The following is a 20333-nucleotide window of genomic DNA, read 5'->3' as shown; positions in this document are numbered from 1 at the left end:
TCACTGCGGGTAGCCACGCGAAACGTGTCACTAGGCGTTTTCGGTGTTTCCGCTAGGTCGCAACGTCCTGACCTGCCACGACGCCACCAGACATGTCATCAGATCCCGATTATCTGTGGAACGCAGGGCTGAGGAACCGCTGCGATGTCGGACGCGGTTCAGCTGGCCGCGGCGTTGTCGGTGGAAACCACCCGGCGGGTGCTGCCGCGGCGTTGGAGGAAGTCGGCGAGGTTGAGGGTGTCAGCGCTGGGGTGTTGGCCGATCTCGTCGAGTGTCGTGGTCAGCAGGGCGAGGGTGCGGGGGATGGCGGCGTAGTGGCCGAGGCGGGCTTGGGTGCGGATGATGTCGCGGTAGATGCCTTCGTTGTACCGGTCGAGCTTCCGGGTGCGTTCCAGCATCGTGAGCATGGTGTCTGGGTCGGCGTCGCCGTGCGCGCGGAGGAGGGTGCCGAGCGCGTCCAGGACGTCGCGGCGTGTGGCCTCGCGGAACGGCTCGACCCAGGGGACAAGCAGGTCCTCGGCGAGGTCGCCCTGGTAGAGCTCGATGGCGTCTCGCAGCCGGGCCTGGGCCTCGGCATTGTCTGAGCGTGGCGCCTGCAGGGCGTGCTGGAGTCGCCAGTAGTCGACGACGACGAGTTCGTCATTGAGCTGGTATCGGCCATCGGCGTTGAGGACGAGGTTCGTGATCAGACCGTCGGTGGCGTCGCCGAGCGCTCGGCGCAGCATCGACAGGGTGTTGTGGAACGAGTTGTACGGTCGTGGTGGCCGGCTGTCGGGCCAGACGGCCTCGTTGAGGACTTCGCGGCGGACGCCGTGCGGGTGCAGCGCGAGGTAGACGAGCACTTCTCGCTGTTTCGGTGTGAGCGCGCCGCTGAGCTCGCGGTCTCCCTTGTCGTCGCGAAGGGCCAGGTGCAGGCGCCCCAGCACGTGCACGGCCAGCGGTCGCCGCGGCATGGACTCGTCACTGTTCCGCGGCTCCAGCGGTTGCTCGGGCTGCCGTGTCCGCTCACCGGCTGGCTCGGCAGCTGTGAGGCGGTCCTCGGGGGCCTCGTCCGGTGCGGCTGGGGCCGAGGTACACAGCCGCCCGTCCCCGGGGACGGGCGGGGCATCCAGCAGCTGCAGGTTCGAGGCCGGGGAGGTCTGCGGGTTGTCCTCCGGCTCCTGCGGGCGAGTGGATTCGAGCTGCGTCATTTCCTCGGCCGAGCGCTGCTCGGGAAAGGGCGGCGCGTGCACAACGTCGTGTTCGTACTCGCGGTCGTCCGCGAGAGGCACCTGATGTTTGCCGCGCAGGTCGGTCTGGGCCGGTGTCATGTGCTCGCCCGGGCCTACGGCATCACGGAGCACGGCAAGCAACTCGGTCGCGTCGGCCGCGGGCAGGCTGAACAGGCGCGTGTCGGCCAGAGCGTCGCCCAGGCCAGGGCTGGTCGCGCTGACGGTGCCGTCGTGGCGGACGCGCACGGTCGCGCCGGCGCGCCACTGACCGAGGAGCACGCCAGCCAGACCGAGGGTGGAGCCGTTGTCGAGCACGGCCTGCAGGCGCCGTTCGGCGTGAGGCGCGGGGCTGGCGAGCAGCACGAGCGAGGCCGGGGTGAGTTGGGATTCGGACTCCTCGACGGCGTGGCGAGTGCGGGTGAGCAGGGCCGTTTCCATCTCATCGAGAGCGGCGTCGAGCGAGGTGACGACGTGGACGGTGGACGGCAGGTTCTCGACGTCGGCGCCATCGAAGACGAGGTGCAGGTCGTCGGCGGACACGAGCACGCAGATGCCGTCGCCGGGCTGCTGTTCGGTGAGCAGGTGCAGCAGGAGCGCGCGAGTAGCGGCGGGCGCGCCGGGACCGGCCAGGCCGAGGCCGCGGGTGCTGGCGAGGTTCAGAGCAAGTTCGCGACCGCCCCGCACGCCGACCCTCGCCGGTACGGGGACTGGTTTGTCGTCGGGTTCCAGGGCCCCGGCGGCGGTGATGTGGATCTGCGGTGGAGCCGGGGCGAGGTCGACGAACTCCACGTCGTTACCGGGCCGCTGGTCGTTGTCGTCGTGGTCGTGCGCGGCCCGTAGGGCGCGGACCACGGGCGCGATCGGCCGCTGCAGGTCGACGCGGTCGCCGCTGCCTATGCGATAGCGGCGTCGCCGCCACATCCTGGCTGACACCGTGGCCGCGGTGATGGCTCCGGCGAGGCCGAGGCTGACGAACACGCCCGTCAGCAGGTCCAGTCCCGGTTCGGTCTGGTCTTCGTGGTGCTCACCGGCCCGGTCTGTCGTGGCCGGCTCCGGGGTCGTGTTCGGTGCGGGCTGTGTTGACGGTGGCGTGGTCGGCGCGGTGCTCGTCGGAGGAGGTGGCGGTGGCTGCTGGGGCGGCACCTGCGGCTGCTGCTCGCCGGGAGGATGTGCTTCGGGCGGGGCGGGAATGTAGGCGGTGATCTTCCAGCCGGGCCGAACGAGATTGGGCTGGGTCAGCGCGCGGCCGTCGGGCTGTTCCACGCCGCGGTTGAGCTGGAACACCTCGGGCCAGCGGCTGCCACCGCCCGGACCGTAGATGCGTTCGGCGACCCGCCACAGGCCGTCGTAGATCCCGTCGTACGGGAGCCGGACTTCCTCGGTGACCTGGACCATGCCCAGCGGGGCCGGGGCCGCCCGGTCGACCACCAATGTGGTCGCTGGGCCGACGGCCGCCTGCGGAGCCACGGCTTGCGTGGTCGGGCCTGGGGTCAGCGGCGCGACGACCGCGACCGGCGTGAGATCGGCGGTCAGGGCTGCGGTCGTCGGGTTGGGCGCCGTGTACGGGGTCCGGTTGCCGAGCAGGGTCAGCACGATGGTGCCGATCAGGGCCGCGGCGAGCCCGTGCAGCGGGCCGGGTGGGTGGACCGGCGGCCAGGTGATCCCGCGTGCCGCGTCGATGGTGCAGCGCAGGACGTCGAGCGCGAAGAAGAACCAGACGATCCAGCACAACACCGCCAAGATGTTTAGCAGGAACTGCGCGCTCATCGGGTTGAGCAGCGTCGCCTGAATCTCGTCCCAGGTCGGCACGTGGTTGGGCAGTGGCCAGCCCACGAAGTGCACCAGGGCCCAGGGCAGACCCGTCACGAGGGCGAGCAGGACGACGCACGCGAGCAGGCCGCGCACGAACCGGAGCGTGGCGGCCAGCACCGACCAGCCGGGCCAGCCTGTGCTCGACCGTATCGGCTTCCGGTGAGAGAAGTGCGAGTGTGCGGTCACGACGTGCTCGATTCCTTGAAACGTGCAGGTTTACGACTCCGCGGTCGCCACCCAAGACAGCGGCGGACGGTGAACGAGCCGGAGTGGCGATGTCACGTCACCGCCGCGGGAACCCGGCTGGGCGTGTCCGCCGCGCCGTTGCGAGGCGCGGCGAGCTCGGGTGATGCGGATGTCTGGCTGGCCGGCGGTGTCTTCGCTGTGGCCGGTGCCTGACTCGCATCGCTTTTCTCGGTAGAGGTGCTGGTGGACCTTTTGCGCTTGGGGCGAGTCGTTTTCCGGCCGTTGAGCCAATGGGTGAGGTCACCGGCCGGTACGTCGATGAACTTGGCCAGCTCGTCAACACCGATCACGTCGCTGGACTCTGCGAGGACGTCACCGAGCTCTCGCTCGATGTCGCCGAGTTTCTCGGCCACTTCTGCCCGCAGCTGCGCGAGCTCACCGACGCGCTTGGCCGCGGCGGCCCGCTTCGCGCTGCGGGCGGCGTCGGCTTCCTCGACGCGGCGTTCGATCTCTTCAGTCGTCGCCATCCTGGTCTCCTTCCCCGTTGTGGCACTGAATTGGGTACGAGCGTGTGAGGGTGGTCATGGCTTCTCCGGAGATTCCGCGTTGCGGTTGGGCTTGCCCGGTTCCGGTGACCGTGATCGAGCCGATGCTGGCCAGTCCCAGCAGTTGGGTGGGCTGGTTGATGCTGACGGTCACGTTCACCGTGTTGCCCGCGACCGACACGGTGCCGGTGTGGCCCGCGGCGGCGAGGTAGCTGTGAGCGGCTGCGCTGGCTTGTGGCGGGACCAGGCGCACCGTGCCGTCGGCGCGGTACGCGGCCAGGTCGATTTCTTGGGCACCGGCCCGCGCGGCTTCCTGTGCCTCGCCCATCGCGCGGACCTTGGCAGCCAGCGCGAGCCCGCCGTCGAGCACGAGCCCGGCGAACAGCAGCGCGGCGAGCGCGATGATGACGACGAAGGCAGTCACCCGACCGTCCTCGTCCTTGCGCAGCCGGCGCGTTCGGCGATGCAGCGATACGGCCCACCTCATGGCGCACCTCCCGCCTGGGCGTTCGGGTAGGTGCCGCGCCACACATCGACTGGGGAGGAGAAGCTGGATTCGAACGTCCGACTCCCGGGCACACCGAGCGCGGTCAGGTCACCGAGGCCGACGCTGCAGGACACGGTGACGGTCACCGTGGAGCCCGGCTTGAGTCCCTGGGTGTCGGTGGACACCGACAGCGACTGGCAGGTGATCCCGGCGGAGGCCAGGGCTGCGCTGGCAGTGGTTTGAGCGTTGGCTGTGGCCTGCGATGGGGTCCGGGCCAGGGTGGCGGCACGGGCGGCTTGGTGCGCGACGTCGTTGATCCGCAACTTGGTGTCGGCCAGTCGGCCGCAGAACACCACGAACAACAGCAGCAGGATCAGCAGTGGAGTCAGTAGAGTGACCTCGGCTGCGGCGGAGCCCCGTTCGTCACGGTGCAGCGCGCGGATTCGCGTGCACGCCGAGGGGGTGAGCGTACGGAACCGGGCCTCGGTCATGGTGACACCGCCCCGGATCCGGTCGGCGGGGTGAATTTCTCCACGGGCCCAACGGCTTCGGCGTGAACTGTGAAGGTTGCGAACGGGATCAGGTTGATCACCGTCCCAGTGACCGTCACGGATGCCTGGGTCGGTCCTCTCTTGACGTTGACCGATGTTCCCTGCAGCGGGCCACTTCCCAGTTGCGTGAGGATTCGCTGCCCCTCGGTGTTGCCCGCGGTTGCGCTGCCGCCGTACACCCGTGCCGTGGACAGTGCTTCGGACGCTGCGGCTTGGGCGATGTGGGTGGCGTGCATGTACAGGGCGAACTGCGCGATCAGCAGAATCAGCAGCAACAGCAGCGGCGTGGCGATGACGAGTTCGACCGTGCCGGCGCCACGCTGATCCGTCCGCAGGCGACGCAACGCCGCATGAGTGCGTGGCTGATGTGGACGATCGCGCGTGTTCCGCGTGCGAGGTGTAGGGATTCCGTGGTGTTGTCCGTTCGGGCTGGTCTTCTGTCCCTCGGTGCCTGCGGAGACGACGAGTGGTCCTGGCGCATTGGTGAGTGGTGAGGCATCGCAGGTGTCCTTTCCGTGATCATGATTGGTGCCTCTCACGCGTTTGAGGTGAGGTCGAGGTGCTCCCGTGCTTGTTGGCATAGCTGTTCTCCCAGGGGTGTCAGCGGTCCGAGGGGGCGCCGGGTGCGTCGTGTGAACAGTGGCCCACCGCAGGCACGTTCGAGGTTCTGTAGTTGGGCGGTGAGGGTGCTCTGGTGGATGCCGGTGTCGATGGCGGCTTGATTGAGGCTGGGGTACTTGGTCATGATCAGAAATCGTTCGACCCGACCGCGGGCTCGTTGGCCGAGTAGCGCTTTGCGGAGCAACTCGGGAAGGTCCGCTGGGTGATCGGTGATTGTCGCGTCGGGCAGTTGGGAGCCGCGTCCGCCGCGTGGGCGGCGTGGGATGCCTTGGGTTTCGGCGAAAGCTCGCAGGGTGTGGGGGCGGCAGCCGATCTCGGCGGCGATGTGGTCGAGCGTGCGACCCCAAAAGGTGTATTGCTCGCGTAGCCAGGCCGGGTCGACGAAGTAGACCGGTTTACGGTCGTCCGGATTCGAGTCGGCTCGGTGGCCGAGTCCATTGTGGATGTCGGTCGCGACGACGGCTCCGGGCCGATGACTCTGATATGGAGCATGGCCGATGGGGTGGGCGCGCAGCACGTGACGTAGATGGTGGCTGGAGATCCCGAGCGCGTTGGCGACGGCGCGGGTGGGTGCCCAATGCCGGTGGGGTTCGGTGGCCCATTGTGCAAGCAGTGCTTGGTGAATGGGTCGGGGATCGGTGTGTTCGGGGTCGGCTCCCGGCCAGGAAGTGACCGAGACCCATTCGACCGGAGGATGCCAGGTCAGCGGTTCGCCGGTGATGCCGACGGCGGCAAGCAGCCCTTCGGCGTGGGATGACATGGCCGTGACGAGCGCGGTGGGCATGGTGGAGCAGAACTCGACGTGGTCGGTTCGGGGTGCGCCTTCAGCGAGTTGGTAGGGACGTGGTGCGGTGGCGAGGTTGCCGCCGGTGAGTAGTTCGTAGAGGTAGCGGCGGGCCAGGTCCAGTCGTCGGGTGCTGCCGGATTTCAGGCCTGTGCCGCGACAGAACCCGCTCCAGGTCGACCTGTCGATGAGTTCGGTGTCGGCGACCAGGCGGCGTCGGCGCGCGTAGTCGATCGGGATGTCGTTGTGGTTGAGGGCGAGGGCGAGTTCGGTGAGGATCCGCAGCGCGGTGTGTCCATGCGATGTGGAGGCGAGTCGCCGCAACTGGTGGGCGACCCGATCGGCGCTGGGCCGGTGGGGCAGCAGTGGTGTGATCTCGTTGAGTTGCAGTTCGCTGTGGGCGAGCAGTAGCGCGGCGATCATCGCTGAGCGGAAGACGGGGCCGTCGAGGGAATCGTCGTCGGTGAGCCGGATTGCCCAGACCGGCCAGAGTTGATCGGGAAGCCGATCCGCCTTGGTCGTCGCTGGATCGGTGACCTGGCGTGGCCGCGGCGCCATGGTAGGCAGGGTCGTGGCGTGGCGGATGCGTTCGATAGGGGTGAGTGCCGCGTCCCGGCCTCGGGCGATCCGGGTGATCAGCGTCGGACTGGCGGCTCGCCAGGAGAACGGGATCGCGCCTGATCGTGTGCCGCGGTGTCCTCGCGCGACCAGATCGGCAAGCCGGTCCTGCCCGGCCGCGGTATCAGGTGCGACCACCAGCAGGTCGACAGCCGCGGTGAAGGCCGCCGCGTCGGGCATCCGGTGGCTGAACCCGCGTCGTTGGGTGATGTCGTCTTGGGTCAGGTGCAGGGCGATCAGGGTGAGGTCGGTCAGGTCGTCTTGGGCCCGTTCCCGGTCGATGGCGGTGTGTGCCGGGTGGCGTATCCGCGCCAGCGCCGTGTTGATCAGCGTCTGCGCGGCTGCGGTGGCCTTGTCGTCGGGACGTAGCTGGTGTGTGGTGAGGTCATGGCCGCAGAACGGGCAGAATGTGGGGCTGTGCGTGAGCCTGGCCGGTGCCATGAGGCTGGGTGGTGGCTGCCCGCAGGCCGGGCAGCACTCGGCCAGGGGTGCACGATGGATCAGGCAGTGGAACGTCAGCGGCAGGCTCCACGCGGGCTGCAGTGGCGTGCCTTCCGCCAGGCAGGCGGGACAGAAACGGCTGGACTGCCGTGGTCTCCAGACCCGCAGCACGTGCTCCGGCGGGCATGGCCGAATGGTGGTGAACATCCTGGAGACCGTGGTGGTGCTCAGCCCGGTCGCCGCCGAGATCGCCGCGTGGTTCTCCGGCCCCGGTGGCCTGTCGGTCGGGATGCCGACGGCTTGGGCGAGTTCGGTGCGGGTGACACCGAAGGCGACGGCGTAGGCGTGCCACCACAATCCGAACGGCTCTGCGTCCAGCGGGGCGAGGGTGAACGGCAGGCTCCTGTTCATGCCGCCCCCTTCCGGCCGGTCGATGTCTTACCCGGCTTGGTGGACATCAGCCCGGCGTCCAGGGCGGCATGAAGTTCACCGCGGGCGGTTTCGGCGGCTTCGTCGATGCGCACGGTGTCCAGCAGTTCGACCGACAGCGCCTCGGTGCCGGTCTTGATCGCCCGGTAGCAGCCGCGACTGATCAGCGACATCAGCGACGCGAAGTGGCCGCTGGAGCGGGCGAAGAGGTAGTCCGACAGTTCTGCGGCGACCATGCCACGAGAGGATTGGGAGAGCACGAGTTCGCGTTCGATGCCCAGCAGCAGTTGCCGCCAGGTGCGCCGCCCACTCTGGCTCGCGACCTCGAATGGTTGCAGAGACAGCACATTCCAACGGCGGGCGGTCTGGGAGAACGCGGCATCCGCGCCGGAAAGTCCTTCGTCCAGCAGTCCGCGGGCGCGCAAACCCACCCCGACGAACAGGAACGTCACGGGGAAGGTGTTGGCCAGCCACTTGAAATGGTTGGCGACCTCTCGACCATCCCGGCGGTTGACGTCCAGGAAGTGCACGTCATCGACGATGATCAGCCGGGTCTTGCACCGGGCGACGCATTCGGCGGCCCGATGCGCGAGCAGATCGGCGTTGCCACGATTGACTCCGGGAAGCCCGAAAAATCGGCAGAGCATCGCGTTCAGGCTGCGCATCGTGGTGTTGGAGGTCAGCCCGAGATAGACGACCGGGATCCGCTGCCACGATCCGTCGGCAGTGTCCACTTGTGTGCCGTAGAGGTCGATCTGATCGCGGTGGAAGGCGCGCCCGAACGCCATCGCAGCAGTGGTTTTTCCCAAGCCGGGCAACGCGTCCAGGACGGCGGCAGGTTTGACCTTGTCCCCGTCCTGGCGGTTGCTGCCGACGATCTCCCCGAGGTCGTCGAAGACCGCCGCCAGTTGTGGGGTGCGAATCGGGCCGAGGTTGGCGTGCCAGAGCGCACGGGCTTCGTCATAGCGCAGACGTTGACCGCGCGGCATCGCAGCGAGTTCCTCGGCCGACCGTGACGGTGGCCGGTTTCGGGCAGGAGCCTCGGCCATGGCGAACCAGCCGGCTTTGGTGCAGGGGTTCCAGTCCCGCTCCTGCACCGTCGGTTCGGTATCGACGTTCCCCCGGTTCACGGCAGCACCCCCAAAGCGTCGGCGTAGAACTCCTCGTCGGCCACGTCGGCACCGAGATCGTCGTCACCATCGATGTCCAGCTCGTCCGCGCTGTCGTCGTCACCGCCCGCCCACGACCGCCTGTCCCGCAATGCTGGTGGAGTCGGTTCCTCCGATCGCGTGATGGCGGCGATGGTGGGCAGCGCGAGGATCTCGGCTGTCGCACTGTCTGCCGTGGACGCTCCCAGTCGGGCTTGGCGTTGTTGGGAGGCACGGATCGCCATCCGCCGCTCCGCGGGATGGCGCACCAGGCCCGAGTCCCAGCGATCCAGCAGCTCGCCCAGGGCGTGACGCTCGTCGACGTGCCGCCCCGAGGCCAACGCCAGACGGCGGGCATAGGCCAGTGTCTCGGCCGAGAACGGCACACCGATGTCGTCGGCGTGTTCCCAGATCAGCTCGTGCCAGGTGTGGTCGGTCGGCTCTTGGAAGTAGACCTTGGACGCGTCGTCGGGGTCGTAACGCACCGGCCATTTGCCGGTGTGTGTCCCGGTGAACGGGCTGGTGCGCTTGCGATAGGCGGTCAGCGCCGGACCGTTGTAGCGCAGCCCGTGGACTTCGACGCCGTAGTGCTGGATCGTCCGCCAGGCCGTGGGCAGAAAGTCGAAGACCAGTCCTGGATGCGTCGGGATCCGCAACCGCCCGGCGCGGGCCACACCGGAAGCGAACATCTCCGCCGGGGACAACTCCAGACCCGGCACCTGCGGTTCGACCAGTCCACGGTGGGGCCTGCGGTGATAGATCCGGGTGATCCATTCCCGGACCACCTGCTCCAGTTCGTCGAGGAAGAAGTAGGCGCAGCCCTCCGGATCGGCGCCACGGCTATGGATGTCCGGTCCCTTGTAGCCGGGCAGCGCGGCGAGCAGTCCTTCTCGGAGCGTGCGGAAAAACCGTTCGACCGCGGCCTTGTCCGTGGGTGTCAGTGGACGGGCCGGCTGCACCGAGATCCCCAGCCGTTCGCATACGGCCATCAGGTGCTCCGACAGATAGATCTTGCCGTGATCCACCACGACGGTCTCCGCGGCCACTTCCGGCAGCCCAGCTTGGTGGGCCGGCGCTGTCGTAGTGCCGGAGTCAGTGCCGAACTGGGCAATCTCGGTGTCGACCACCACCGCATCCGGCAGCCCGGCATAAGGCAACAACCCGGTGCCGGTGGACCGCCGCGAGGCAGGGCGCAGCGTCTCGAACAACACCACGGCGGCATCGACCGCCTTGGTCGACACCGGAGACAGTCGCAGCCCGGCGATCGTGCGGGAGTGCAGGTCCATCGCGATCGTGAGCTCGACGCGCACCCAGCGCAGGGTGAGCGGTTCCATCGCGAACACATCCAGCGGCGTGGTGTCCAGCAGCAGATACTCACCCGGGCGGGTCGCCCGAAGCCGCCCGTACATACCCTGCGGGCGAGCGGCGATCGACCGTTTTCCCTTCGTGCTGCCGGTGAACGCGTTGGTGCCACGGGTCAATTCGTCGAGCACGGCGCGGGCCTTCTTGACTCCCGGCACGGTCACCTTGCCCGGCCCGTACTCGGCGTCCAGCCGAGCCGACACCCGCGCCAGCACCAGTTTCTTGGTCGGACGGGACGCCTCGATGTGTTCGTCCAGCACTATCCGGCACATCGCCAGCCATCGCGGATCCACGCCACCGAGCACGTCGGCGGTTCGTGTCGATCTGCCATCGACCAACCCCACCGGTCCGGACTCCCGGAAGGCGGCCACCCACCGCCGCACGGTTCGTGTGGTCACCCCGAGCTCGACGGCCTTGACCTGGTGGCGATCGGTGACCGGCAACGACGGGTCGTAGCCGGGGCGTGGTTCTCCGGCAACGGCTGTCTGCGCGAACCCGGAGACATGCCCGGTGAGAACCTCCCGAACATGGCCCAGCTTTTCCTCCCACTGCCGGCGTTCGGGCTCGGTCAGGTCGTCCAGCAGTGTTCCGATCGACTCGGGCTTTTTCTCTTGTGTGCCAACGATCCTGGTCGCCCCATCGGCCAGCAGCGTGGCGGTGTGTATCCGCATCCTCTGGCCGCGCGCTCCGTGCAGGATCACGCTGTCGGCATCCACCGCGGCGACCGTGTGGACCTCGCCGTCGTGCACCAGCCTGGTGCCGACCCGCACCGTGACCGTCCAGGCGTGCTCCTCGCTCATGCGACACGCTCCAGCATCGTCGCCGACGACAGCGGCACCGACAGCTCGGCCGAGAACACGCCCCGCCAGAGCAGATGCAGTGCTGCCGCACGGATCTCGCCCGACCGCTGTGGCCAGAGGGACCCCAGCTCGCCGATGCTCGCCGAGCAGGCGACCGCGTCCTGGATCTGGGCGACCACATCCGCGTCCACCCGGCTGCGATAGCGGTAGGCCGCAAGGAATCGGACGTTCGCCAACACCACCGCCGGTGCACCCGACCAGATTTCGTGCTGCCAGCCGCGTTCGGTGAACACCGTGCCCGCCCAACCCAGCGACGCGGACACCTTCGCGTCTGCCAGCCGTTCCGCCGGTTTGACATTGACTACCGTCACCAGGCCGTCCTGGTCCACTAACAGGAAATCCGGGACATGCCGTCGAATCCGTCCTGCCGATGGGCCGGTCACATGAAACGGTTGAGCCGCGATCGAGCGAACCCGCGGATCGAAATCCGCCAGCAGTAGCCGTGCCAACTCCAACCGGCTCTCGTACACCACGTGCCTGCCCATCGTCGCTGACCAATACCAACCCGAGTAGTGCGCCTGATCCCGATGCCAGCGGAACACTCGCCAAGGCTTGCCGGCCACCACATCCGCTGTCCGCACCATCGCCAGCTCCGTCTCGTGCACCGCACCAGCGGCATCCCTGAAACTCACCTGAGTACTCACAAGATCCACAAGAGATGATCTTGTCAGGGATCGTCGCCATTGGACCCCTACTCACGGACAGATATCCACACCGAAGGACATGCAAGGGACAAGTAGAGTGCCCAAAGGACATCTCCATTGACTCCCTACACGAGGTCGGCTCGGGCGTCGGGGCATCGTGGTCACCGGCCCTACAGGTTGATCCCGTTTGCTTTCTGCGTGACCTTGATCGCGATGACCGCGATGACCGCGATCGCCAGCACCGCCAGCAAAGCGGTGACCACGACCGCTTCGGTCGAGTAACCGCCTTCGTCGTAGCGCAGCCGCTCCCACTCGGCCCGTATGCGGGCGATGAGGATCTGAACTTCGGTGAGCATCAGCTTCTCCCTGTTGTTCGGGGTCCGGTATGGACAGTTCTCGTGGACATCAGAGACCTGCCAGCACGCTCGCGAGGGCAGGGAATCCGATGAAAATCAGGAATCCGCCGAACAACATCACCACTGGAAGGCTCATTCGTTCGGTGGCGGCTTGGGCTTCGCCCTCGGCGTCGGTGAGCTCGCGCGTGCGCAGCGCCGCGGCCTTGGCCGCGAGGCTGGCGCGTACACGGGCGCCTTCGGTGCCGGCGAGGCTGACCGAGGCTGCCAACTCGGACAGTTGGTGCACGTCGAGTTCGGTGCCGAGCTGACCGAGGGTGGACCACGGCGTGGTACGGGTCAGCTTGGCGGTGACCAGCGCACGGCGCAGCTGTTGGAACGCCCAGCCCTTGCCGATGTTCACCGCATCCGACAGCGCGCCGTCGACTCCGGCGCCGCCGGCCAGCAGGACCCGGATCAGGTTCAGATAGGCCGACAGCGCATGCCGGAAGGTCGAGCGGCGCCGCTCGGCTTCCTGCCGGACGCTGATGTCCGGCAGGAGGAACCCACCAAGCGCGAACAGCAGACTGGTGACCGCAGGGACTGCCCAGCCGAGACCGACATCGGCTGCGACGAGCAGTAGATGCATCAGGATCGGCAGCAGCAGCCCCGTCAGCGCCAACGTGGCCTTCTCGGCCAGGTGGTGTTCGATGCTCTTGCCGGTGACCGCCAGGTCGTTGCGCAACTTGCGGTTGGGCAACCCGAGCGCGGCCAACGGTTTGATGAACGGGCGGCCCACGCGCAGGGCCCAGCCGTCGGAGTCCGCGGTGAGGATCGGCGGTGGCGCAGGGGCCGCGTGCAGCCGGTCGACCAGAGTCCGCAGCGGCGGCTTCGGCGGGAACGCGTAGACCACCAGCGCCCACAATCCGATGCCGAGCCCGGCACCCCACAGCATCGCGCTGATCATGACGACGCTCCCTTCCCGGTGAGCAAGTCATCGACGTCCACGTCGACATCGTGTGGCCGGATCGTGGCCAGTTCCGTGAGGAAGCGCTCAGGATCCCGGAGCCGCGCAATCCTTGCCAGCCAAGCAAAAGAGGCAGCGAACAACGCGCCAACGAACAGCAGCATGATCTGGCCGAACGCGGAGTCGTACGGGGCGAGATAGCCGCGGTTGAGCAGCATCAGACCGGTCGCGAAGGACAGCGTGGTGATCACGATGACGCGCACACTGGTCCGGGTGCGAGCGCGGCCGGCTTCGACCCGCATCCGCATCGACGCCTGCTGGCGCGCCTCGCTGGCCAGCTCGCCGAGCAGATCGGCCAGCTGGCGGGCCTGGTGCTCGGCGGCCAGCACGAGCGCGGAGATCACCAGGTCCGCCGTGGGGTCGCGCAGCTGGTCGGCGAGGTAGCGCAGGGACGGCGCGAGACGTTCGCCGCGTTCCAGCCGGACGGCCAGCTCGGTGATCTCCTCGCGGATCGCCTCGGGGCACACCGGGGCGGCGGCGAGGATGGCCTGTTCCAGACCGGCCGCGGCGACCAGGGTGTCGCGCAGCATCTCCGTCCAGCCGGCGATCGCCTCGATGCGTTCGAGGTGACGCTTGTGGTCGACGTTCGAGCCGAGGATCCGCGGCAGGCCGACGGCCGCGAGGGCGGTCAGGATGGCGGCGGCCACCCAGCCGGTGACCGCACCGACGGCCAGGCCGACGAGCACGGCCACAACGAGCCACCCGACCGGCTTGCGGTCGTGCCGTGCGGCCAGCCAGGAGCTCAGCCGCGACGGCGTCGCCGCGCGGGCGGGTCGACCGCGCATTCCGGCGACGATGAGCAGGACACCGACGGCCGCACCTGCGCCGAGCAGGCCGAACAGAGCGGCGGTCGTGGTCATGGCGACCACCACCCTTCACGCCGCTCGAACAGGTCCGGGTCGTAGCCCGCCTCGACGAGCAGGTGGACAGTGTCGGTGCGCAGAGGCGCGCCAGGGACAGCGCGCAGGTCGGGACCGGGCCGCCAGACCTCGTTGCTGATGATCTGGGCGCCGTCGGCACCGACGACTTCGCGGATGGAGGACACGACCCGCTTGCTGGGATCGTCGCGGGGCTTCTCCAGGTGCACCACGAAGTGCAACGCCGCGGCGACCAGCAGGTTGGTCGCTTCCATCGGCAACCGCTCGGGGCCCTGCACTGCGTAGGCGGCCAGCTTGGTGAACGCGCCCTGGCTGCTGGAGGAGTGGAGGGTGCCCATGCTGCCGTCGTTGCCCATGGACATGGCGTTGGTCAGCGGAATGACCTCCGGTCCGCGGACCTCGCCGACGATGACTCGGTCCGGCGACATGCGCAGTGACTGCCACACCAGGTCCGACAGGGAGATCTCGCCCTGGCCCTCGATGTTCGGTTCGCGGGCCTGCAGCGCTACCACGTCCGGGTGAGCGTCGGCGTCTTCGCCGAGACCGAGTTCGAAGACGTCCTCGATGGTGATCAGTCGCTCCCACGGCGGGATGGCCGAGGCCAGTCCGCGCAGCAGCGTGGTCTTGCCGATCGCCGTGCCGCCGGTGACCAGGATGTTGCGCTTGGCCCGCACCAGGGCTTTCAGGAAGCTCTCCAGGGCGAGGTCGATGGTGCCGTTCTCGCGCAGCTCGGCCAGGGTGACCTTGGCGAACCGATGCCGGCGGATCGACACCGACGGCCGCGTAGTGACCGCCATGACCGCCGAGACGCGCTCGCCACCGGGCAGCTGGAAGTTCACGATCGGACTGCCGCGGTCGAAGCGACGCTCTTCCACCCCGGAGCGGGTGGCCAGGTCACGGATGAGGTCGATCAGCTCGGTGTCCGACCCGACGACCGGTGGCAAACGGTTGCGGCGGCCGTCGGCGTACTTGACGAAGACGCGGTCACCGTTGATGTTGATGTTCTCGATGTCGCTGTCGGCCAGCAGCGGTTCCAATCCGGCCAGGCCGAAGACCTCGTCGAGGACCTGGCGGATCAGCCGCTGCTCGACCTCGGGCGCCACCAGCATCCCGCCGGTGGCGGAGTTACGAAGTTCAGCCTGCGCATGCGCCTCGGCCGCGTCGGTCAGGATCGCCTCGGCCAACCGCCGGCGTTGCGGGGCGTCCATCGGCGGTCGGCCAGCGGTCTCGTCGGCCCGGATACGTTGGCTGAGCTGGGTGGACAACTTGTCGCGCAGGTGCTGCCGCAGCCGCTCCACAGCGGCTGCCTCACCAGCGGGCCGGTGAGGCAGCTCTGCCGGTCCAGGCAGATGCTGGGCAACGACCGGGTTCGGGCCAGCGCCGTTGGTCGAGGTCGTCAGGCGCGGATCGCCAAGGCCGGGCCGGGTCATGACGGCGCTCCGTTTCGGGTCTGCGACCCGAGCGGTTGCAGGGCCGCGCCCGAGACCGGCTCACCCGGAACAGCCACCCACAGGTGTGGTGCACGGGTGCCTCCGCTCCCTGCCAGCGCGTGCCAGTGCGCGTGAATGTTGAGCGCGATCTTGACGGCGGCCCGGCCGAGCGCGGACTTGTCGGGCCCACGTCGACCGGTGCCCTGGCCGCACAGCACGGCGGCACCCTTGTCGTCCCGCGGCACGCGACCCATCACCGGGATGCGCAGCGCATGGGAGACCTCCCCGGTCGGGTAGCCGTCGCCGACCAGGACGAAGCACGGGCGTCGCGACCACTGCTGGGCGGCCTGCAGCTTGATCGCGACGTGCGCGAGCTCGTCGTCGTGAGGGCGGGCGACCAGCAGCATCGCGTCCGCGCTGCGGATGATCGGGAACGCGGATGAGTCGGGATCGACCCGGCCGCAGTCGGCGATCACCGTGGTCCCCGGCTGGTCCGCGGCCCGCCGCAGCGGCGAGGACGGCCCCGAGGCCAGCACCCCCAGAGCGGCACGAGCTTGTTCAGCGCCGACCGGGCCGACCACCACCCGCAAGCCACCGGGGAGAAGCTGAGTGTGCTGGTCGAGCAGAGTCGGGTCGGCGCGGCCGCGGCCTCGCGCCGCCGCGGCCAAGCTCACCAGACTCGGTGTGTCAGGCAGCCGGAAGCGGGCCATGAGGTCACCGCCGGCAGGGTCGACTTCGACCACGATCGGGTTCTTCTGACCCGGCCAGCGGGCGCCGAGCGCGGTCGCCAGGGTGGTCACGCCGGGCGACCCTTTGAGTGAGCAGACGGCGATGAGCATCAGCGACCACCTCCCGCGATCGCGACCAGGCTGAGTTGCCCCGCCGGGGCGGATGCCAACGCCCGAGCGTCCGATTCGGACAGTTGCAGTGACACCACCGTGGTCTGCTCGATCTCACGCGTGGCAATACCGGCCACCACCGCGGTCCACGACGACGTCTGTCCGGACCCGGTCGACGTAGCTGTCGTCGTGCCCTGCCCTGGTGTAGTGAGGACAGCGACGGTGGTGCCGGGCGACAGGTCGGGCGGGAACTGGCCCGGTTTGAGCCCCACAGCGGCGATTGCCTTGCCCTGCGCGGGAATCTGCGGTGTCCCGAGGACCGATCGGGTCACGAGCGAACCGGCGGGCAGGCTGAACGCGACCGGCTGTCCCACCACTGTGGACGCAGCCGATGCGGGCATTACGTCCATAATGGAGTCCACCGCCATGCTGGCCTGCTTGAGATCCTGTGCAGTGAGGATTTGGCCTACGGCAACGGGACGGGCCAACGCGAGCACGCTTTCCCGCTCGCCCAGCTGCATTCCGGCGAACACACCTCCGGCCGCGCATACCAGAACCAACAGAACACCGAGCAACAGGTAGGGCACGCTGCGGCGCCGACCGCTGCCGCTCAAGCGCGAAGGAGTCTTGTCGTCACGGCCAGCCCACGCGTTCGCCGACGCCGGTTTCCGCGTCGTCGTGTCCGTGCTGGTCGAACCTGCGGTAGTTGTCACCACCGACCTCCTTCAGGCATGACGCCATCGCGGCGCGTCGACTCGGATGTTCGACGTGCCTTGCTCTCAACAGGGTTGTTTCGTTGTGCACGCCCGCCCTCGTGAGGCGGGAGGCTTCGGTTCAGCCGGTCGCGATTCCCTGGCTCTCCGCCACGCGGAACGCCGCCGACGCCGAGATCGTCATGTTCGGGAACGTGCCGCCCTGGCCCGCACCGGACCACGTCACGGTCCAGTTCACCGTGGCCGTCACCGGGAACGCTTCAGCGCGTTGCCCGGCCGAGGACGTCTGGTAGGTGTAGCCGCAGTCCGGTGAGGCGCTCTTCGGGTCGCCACCGGCGGGGTACGGTGAGCCAGGGCCGGTACAGGTCACCGAGCCGCCGTCACCCATCGACCACGTCACCGACGTCGGCCTCGCGACCGCGTTCACCGACACGCCCGGCACCGAGGCGGTGGCCGAAACGTCACCCCAACTGCTGCGGTCCAGCCACAACCAGGTCGGCAGGGTGACCAGCTGATCGCCAGCCGGGTTCGCCTTGATCTTCGGAGCGGGCAGTCGCAGCTGGTTCCGCGCCTGCGCCGCGAGCTCAGCAGGCGACGGCAGTGGTACCGGGCCGGGCTGACCGTCCGCGATCCACACCGGCGGCCGGTACAGCGCATCCGCGAAGCCGGGCCCGGTGCACTTGTAGACGTACCAGGCACCCGACGGCGGCGGCTGAGCCTGCGCGAACCGCGGCTGCGCGACCGCGAACCGCGCGGTGGTCGGCTCGATCTGCGGCCGGTACACCGCGGGCACCGTCGTGACCGCACCGGTCTTGGGCGGGACCTGGAAGGCCGCCGGCCGCGTGCCTCCCGGTGGTGGGCCCTGGTAGTCGCTACGCGCGTACCCGCACTGGGCAAGATTGGTGTTGCCGCCGACGATCGTGTCGCCGTTGGCGTTGGCCTGACCCGAGCCGGGGTTGTTCTGTCCGGGGTTGCCAGGCTTGCTGTTCCCGTTGCCCTGGTTACCGTTTCCAGGGCGGGGAAGCTTGCCTGCCCCGAGTTCGCAACCGGGGTTGGGGTACTGGGTGCAGTCGGTGAATCCGTACCCGTCGTCCGCGAATGCGGGCAGCGCGCTCGCCACGATCACGGCCGCGGGCAGGCCAACCACAACTCCCAAGCGTTTCAACACGAGCCCACCCCCTCCACGGCGAAGCGGGTGACCCGCCACGTGCCGTCCTGCTGCTTCTTGACTTCCGCGGTGATCGAGCGCCGTCCGCCCGGTGTGTCGTTGAGCAACTGGCCGTCCTTGTACTTCAGCCAGTTCGAGCTGTCACTGCAGTCCGAGATCATGACCGTGGCCGGATTCGCAGCGGGTTCCGCACTGGATACCTGGGGGCTGTTCGTCGGCGCGCCCTTGGACACCACACCGTTGAGATGATCGGTGTACAGGCTGCGGTTGATTACCCCGAGCGCATCGCCGGTGGCGTACTTCGCGGGCTCGGGCGACTGCCAGTCGCCGGTCTCGCCAGCCTTGGCCATCTGCCGCCACATGCCCGTGTAGGCAGCCGTCGCCTGCTGACGCGCGGTGTCCGCCGGAGAAGCCGACGACGGCGGAGCGTTAGTCGTTGATGGCGGCGTTGCCGCCCCAGTCGTGCCCCCAGGCGTCGAAGACGAGCCTGAACTACATGCCGCCAACGTCAGCGCCGCGAGCCCAACAACCACAAGTCCCCAGCACCGACCGCTGCGGCCGTGAACATTGCCCCCGACCACGTGCACCCCCTCGGATTCCGCGAAATTTCCTTCCGATCTAGTTTGGTACTCCTCACGTCTACTGGCGCCCTCTAGGAGACCGCAATGTCCCTATGAAGGGACACAGGTGTCGGAACAGCAAAAACAGGTCAAAGTTCACTCAAGTGGGCTAATGACCACGTGTCCAAATGGCGCTGCATAGTAAGTTCGCTACACCGGAAAGCCGTAACCAATGGCTCCAGGGGTACAGCGTTGACGAGTTCTATCACTCGTGCCCGCAGACGAACGGCGCGAGTTCCAAGGTGACCGCGCTCAGCATCGCTGGCTGGGGCTTGGTCGGGCTGGTCATCGCCAGTGTCCTGCGTATTGCCGTCCGGCGAAGTTCGCTCCTCCGGACGGGGTGCGAGCGGCTGGCGCCACCGGCCCTGCTGGAAGTGGTCACCGCAGTGCTGTTCTCGGCGCTGGCCTGGCGCATCGGTGCGGAACCTGACCTGTTCGCCTACTCATGGCTCGCCGCTGCCGGTGTCCTGCTCGCTGCGGTCGACTGGAACTCCCGCACGCTGCCCACCAAGCTGATCTGGCCCAGCGGAATCATCCTGGCCACGCTGCTCAGCCTGGCCGCCGTCCTCAACCGCGACGCGTACCCGCTCATCCGCTCCGCGGTCGGCATGCTCGCGCTCCTCATGTTCTATGGAGCGCTGTACTTCCTTCGTCCTGGTGAGTTCGGCGGAGGCGATCTCCGGCTCAGCGGCCTCCTGGGGCTCGCGCTGGGCTGGGCCGGCTGGACGGCCCTCCTGACGGGAACCCTTCTCGGCTGGTTAGCTGCGGCAATCGCGATTCTTGTTCTACGTATCGGTCGAGGATCTGAGGCAAGCGATGACATCCCGCTGGGCCCTTTTTTGATCACCGGAACGCTCGCTGCGATGCTGGTCAGTTCGATGAGCTGACCTGACGCCGCGGTTCCGGTCGGTGGCGCAAGGGGTTGGCGCCGCCGGAAGAACCCAACGGTACGTCGGCGCCCGGTGTCCGCGACAGGGCCGCGTTTGAGCACGTCAAGCCGACCTCCCGTTCGCTGCGGCTGTCGACGAGACTGGTGGCCATAACCGCACTCCGATTCCTGATCAAGTTCATGTGCGCGGATTTTGGCCTCCGCGTTCAGAGAAGTTTGTTCAGGCAAACGAGTCATCGGACTTGATCACCGGGATCAACATGGTCTGCTCTACCGGGCGCTCCGGAGGAACCGCAGCGACAAGCTCGTGTCTTCCCGTTCCTGGCGGCACCGCCAGGTGAGACTCGGAGAATGCCGGGAACAGGACAGCCATCGCACGGACACAACACAGTGGACATAGGTTGTCCGGCACCGGTGGACGCTGCTCCCAGATCTCCTCAATGGGAAGTCGGCACAGTCCGGAGAACTCGTTGTTCGGCCAGACGACATGCACACGTCCGGCATAGTGATCCGCTGTTCCGCCCTGCTGGTTGGTCCCCCAATACAGCAGCGGTTCAGGGCCTTCATTCGACTCGGCCATGGCTCACCGGACCGACCTAATTAGACGGTCTTTCCGCGACCCGGCAGCTGGTTGGAACTCACGCTGGGCGACGAGATCCACGCAACGGGTTTGCACGCGGGCATGACGCTCTGGATTGAACGCAAAGGGCATCACTGAAACCCTGCCCAATCCTGCCC

19 protein-coding genes are annotated in these 20333 nt (G+C 68.1%); 1 reads left to right on the top strand and 18 read right to left on the bottom strand.

The window, feature by feature from the left end:
• Positions 1–158 precede the first annotated feature (158 nt).
• The 17 genes from WBA97_RS20555 to WBA97_RS20475 form a co-directional block, all read right to left on the bottom strand.
• Positions 159–3209: a BTAD domain-containing putative transcriptional regulator gene (locus tag WBA97_RS20555; protein ID WP_424232496.1), complete on the bottom strand. Its 3051-nt coding sequence runs from the start codon at positions 3207–3209 to the stop codon at positions 159–161.
• 92 nt (positions 3210–3301) lie between these two features.
• The gene (locus tag WBA97_RS20550; RefSeq protein ID WP_424232495.1) at positions 3302–3736 is read right to left on the bottom strand and encodes a hypothetical protein; all 435 of its coding nucleotides are present in this window, start codon (positions 3734–3736) and stop codon (positions 3302–3304) included.
• The gene (locus WBA97_RS20545) at positions 3723–4178 is read right to left on the bottom strand and encodes a pilus assembly protein TadG-related protein (protein WP_424232494.1); all 456 of its coding nucleotides are present in this window, start codon (positions 4176–4178) and stop codon (positions 3723–3725) included. The genes WBA97_RS20550 and WBA97_RS20545 overlap by 14 nt, the downstream gene beginning before the upstream one ends.
• Before the next feature lie 59 nt (positions 4179–4237).
• The gene (locus WBA97_RS20540; RefSeq protein WP_424232493.1) at positions 4238–4732 is read right to left on the bottom strand and encodes a TadE/TadG family type IV pilus assembly protein; all 495 of its coding nucleotides are present in this window, start codon (positions 4730–4732) and stop codon (positions 4238–4240) included.
• A complete protein-coding gene (locus WBA97_RS20535; protein WP_424232492.1) occupies positions 4729–5136 on the bottom strand; it encodes a TadE/TadG family type IV pilus assembly protein in 408 nt (135 codons plus the stop codon). Before WBA97_RS20535 ends, WBA97_RS20540 begins: the two co-directional genes overlap by 4 nt.
• Positions 5137–5327: 191 nt before the next feature.
• Positions 5328–7667: a LysR family transcriptional regulator gene (locus WBA97_RS20530; RefSeq protein WP_424232491.1), complete on the bottom strand. Its 2340-nt coding sequence runs from the start codon at positions 7665–7667 to the stop codon at positions 5328–5330.
• A complete protein-coding gene (locus tag WBA97_RS20525; RefSeq protein WP_424232490.1) occupies positions 7664–8815 on the bottom strand; it encodes an ATP-binding protein in 1152 nt (383 codons plus the stop codon). The genes WBA97_RS20530 and WBA97_RS20525 overlap by 4 nt, the downstream gene beginning before the upstream one ends.
• Positions 8812–10995 (bottom strand): Mu transposase C-terminal domain-containing protein, encoded by a 2184-nt coding sequence (locus WBA97_RS20520; RefSeq protein WP_424232489.1) that lies wholly within the window; start codon positions 10993–10995, stop codon positions 8812–8814. Before WBA97_RS20520 ends, WBA97_RS20525 begins: the two co-directional genes overlap by 4 nt.
• A complete protein-coding gene (locus WBA97_RS20515; protein ID WP_424232488.1) occupies positions 10992–11660 on the bottom strand; it encodes a TnsA-like heteromeric transposase endonuclease subunit in 669 nt (222 codons plus the stop codon). The genes WBA97_RS20520 and WBA97_RS20515 overlap by 4 nt, the downstream gene beginning before the upstream one ends.
• Before the next feature lie 209 nt (positions 11661–11869).
• Entirely contained in the window at positions 11870–12055 is a 186-nt protein-coding gene (locus WBA97_RS20510) for a hypothetical protein (protein WP_424232487.1), read from the bottom strand.
• Positions 12056–12104: 49 nt separating this feature from the next.
• The gene (locus tag WBA97_RS20505; RefSeq protein WP_424232486.1) at positions 12105–12998 is read right to left on the bottom strand and encodes a type II secretion system F family protein; all 894 of its coding nucleotides are present in this window, start codon (positions 12996–12998) and stop codon (positions 12105–12107) included.
• Positions 12995–13918: a type II secretion system F family protein gene (locus tag WBA97_RS20500; protein ID WP_424232485.1), complete on the bottom strand. Its 924-nt coding sequence runs from the start codon at positions 13916–13918 to the stop codon at positions 12995–12997. Before WBA97_RS20500 ends, WBA97_RS20505 begins: the two co-directional genes overlap by 4 nt.
• Positions 13915–15366, bottom strand: a complete 1452-nt coding sequence (locus tag WBA97_RS20495; protein WP_424232484.1) for a CpaF family protein — start codon at positions 15364–15366, stop codon at positions 13915–13917. Before WBA97_RS20495 ends, WBA97_RS20500 begins: the two co-directional genes overlap by 4 nt.
• A complete protein-coding gene (locus WBA97_RS20490) occupies positions 15363–16205 on the bottom strand; it encodes a chromosome partitioning protein (protein ID WP_424232483.1) in 843 nt (280 codons plus the stop codon). The genes WBA97_RS20495 and WBA97_RS20490 overlap by 4 nt, the downstream gene beginning before the upstream one ends.
• Complete coding sequence (locus tag WBA97_RS20485; protein WP_424232482.1) at positions 16205–16792, bottom strand: SAF domain-containing protein; 588 nt, start codon at positions 16790–16792, stop codon at positions 16205–16207. Before WBA97_RS20485 ends, WBA97_RS20490 begins: the two co-directional genes overlap by 1 nt.
• A 247-nt stretch (positions 16793–17039) precedes the next feature.
• Positions 17040–18086, bottom strand: coding sequence for a hypothetical protein (locus tag WBA97_RS20480; protein ID WP_424232481.1), 1047 nt, complete (start codon positions 18084–18086; stop codon positions 17040–17042).
• Complete coding sequence (locus WBA97_RS20475; protein WP_424232480.1) at positions 18080–18436, bottom strand: hypothetical protein; 357 nt, start codon at positions 18434–18436, stop codon at positions 18080–18082. Before WBA97_RS20475 ends, WBA97_RS20480 begins: the two co-directional genes overlap by 7 nt.
• A 512-nt stretch (positions 18437–18948) precedes the next feature.
• Between WBA97_RS20475 and WBA97_RS20470 the strand changes: the two genes are divergently transcribed.
• Complete coding sequence (locus WBA97_RS20470; protein ID WP_424232479.1) at positions 18949–19593, top strand: prepilin peptidase; 645 nt, start codon at positions 18949–18951, stop codon at positions 19591–19593.
• Between the two features lie 222 nt (positions 19594–19815).
• On the opposite strand, the gene WBA97_RS20465 is transcribed toward WBA97_RS20470, so the two are convergent.
• Positions 19816–20175 (bottom strand): hypothetical protein, encoded by a 360-nt coding sequence (locus tag WBA97_RS20465; RefSeq protein ID WP_424232478.1) that lies wholly within the window; start codon positions 20173–20175, stop codon positions 19816–19818.
• Positions 20176–20333 lie beyond the last annotated feature (158 nt).

The organism is Actinophytocola sp. (genome assembly GCF_049647105.1).
Classification (GTDB): domain Bacteria; phylum Actinomycetota; class Actinomycetes; order Mycobacteriales; family Pseudonocardiaceae; genus Actinophytocola.
Note: the sequence above shows the minus strand (reverse complement) of the source record. Positions and strands in the feature narration are given on the sequence as shown.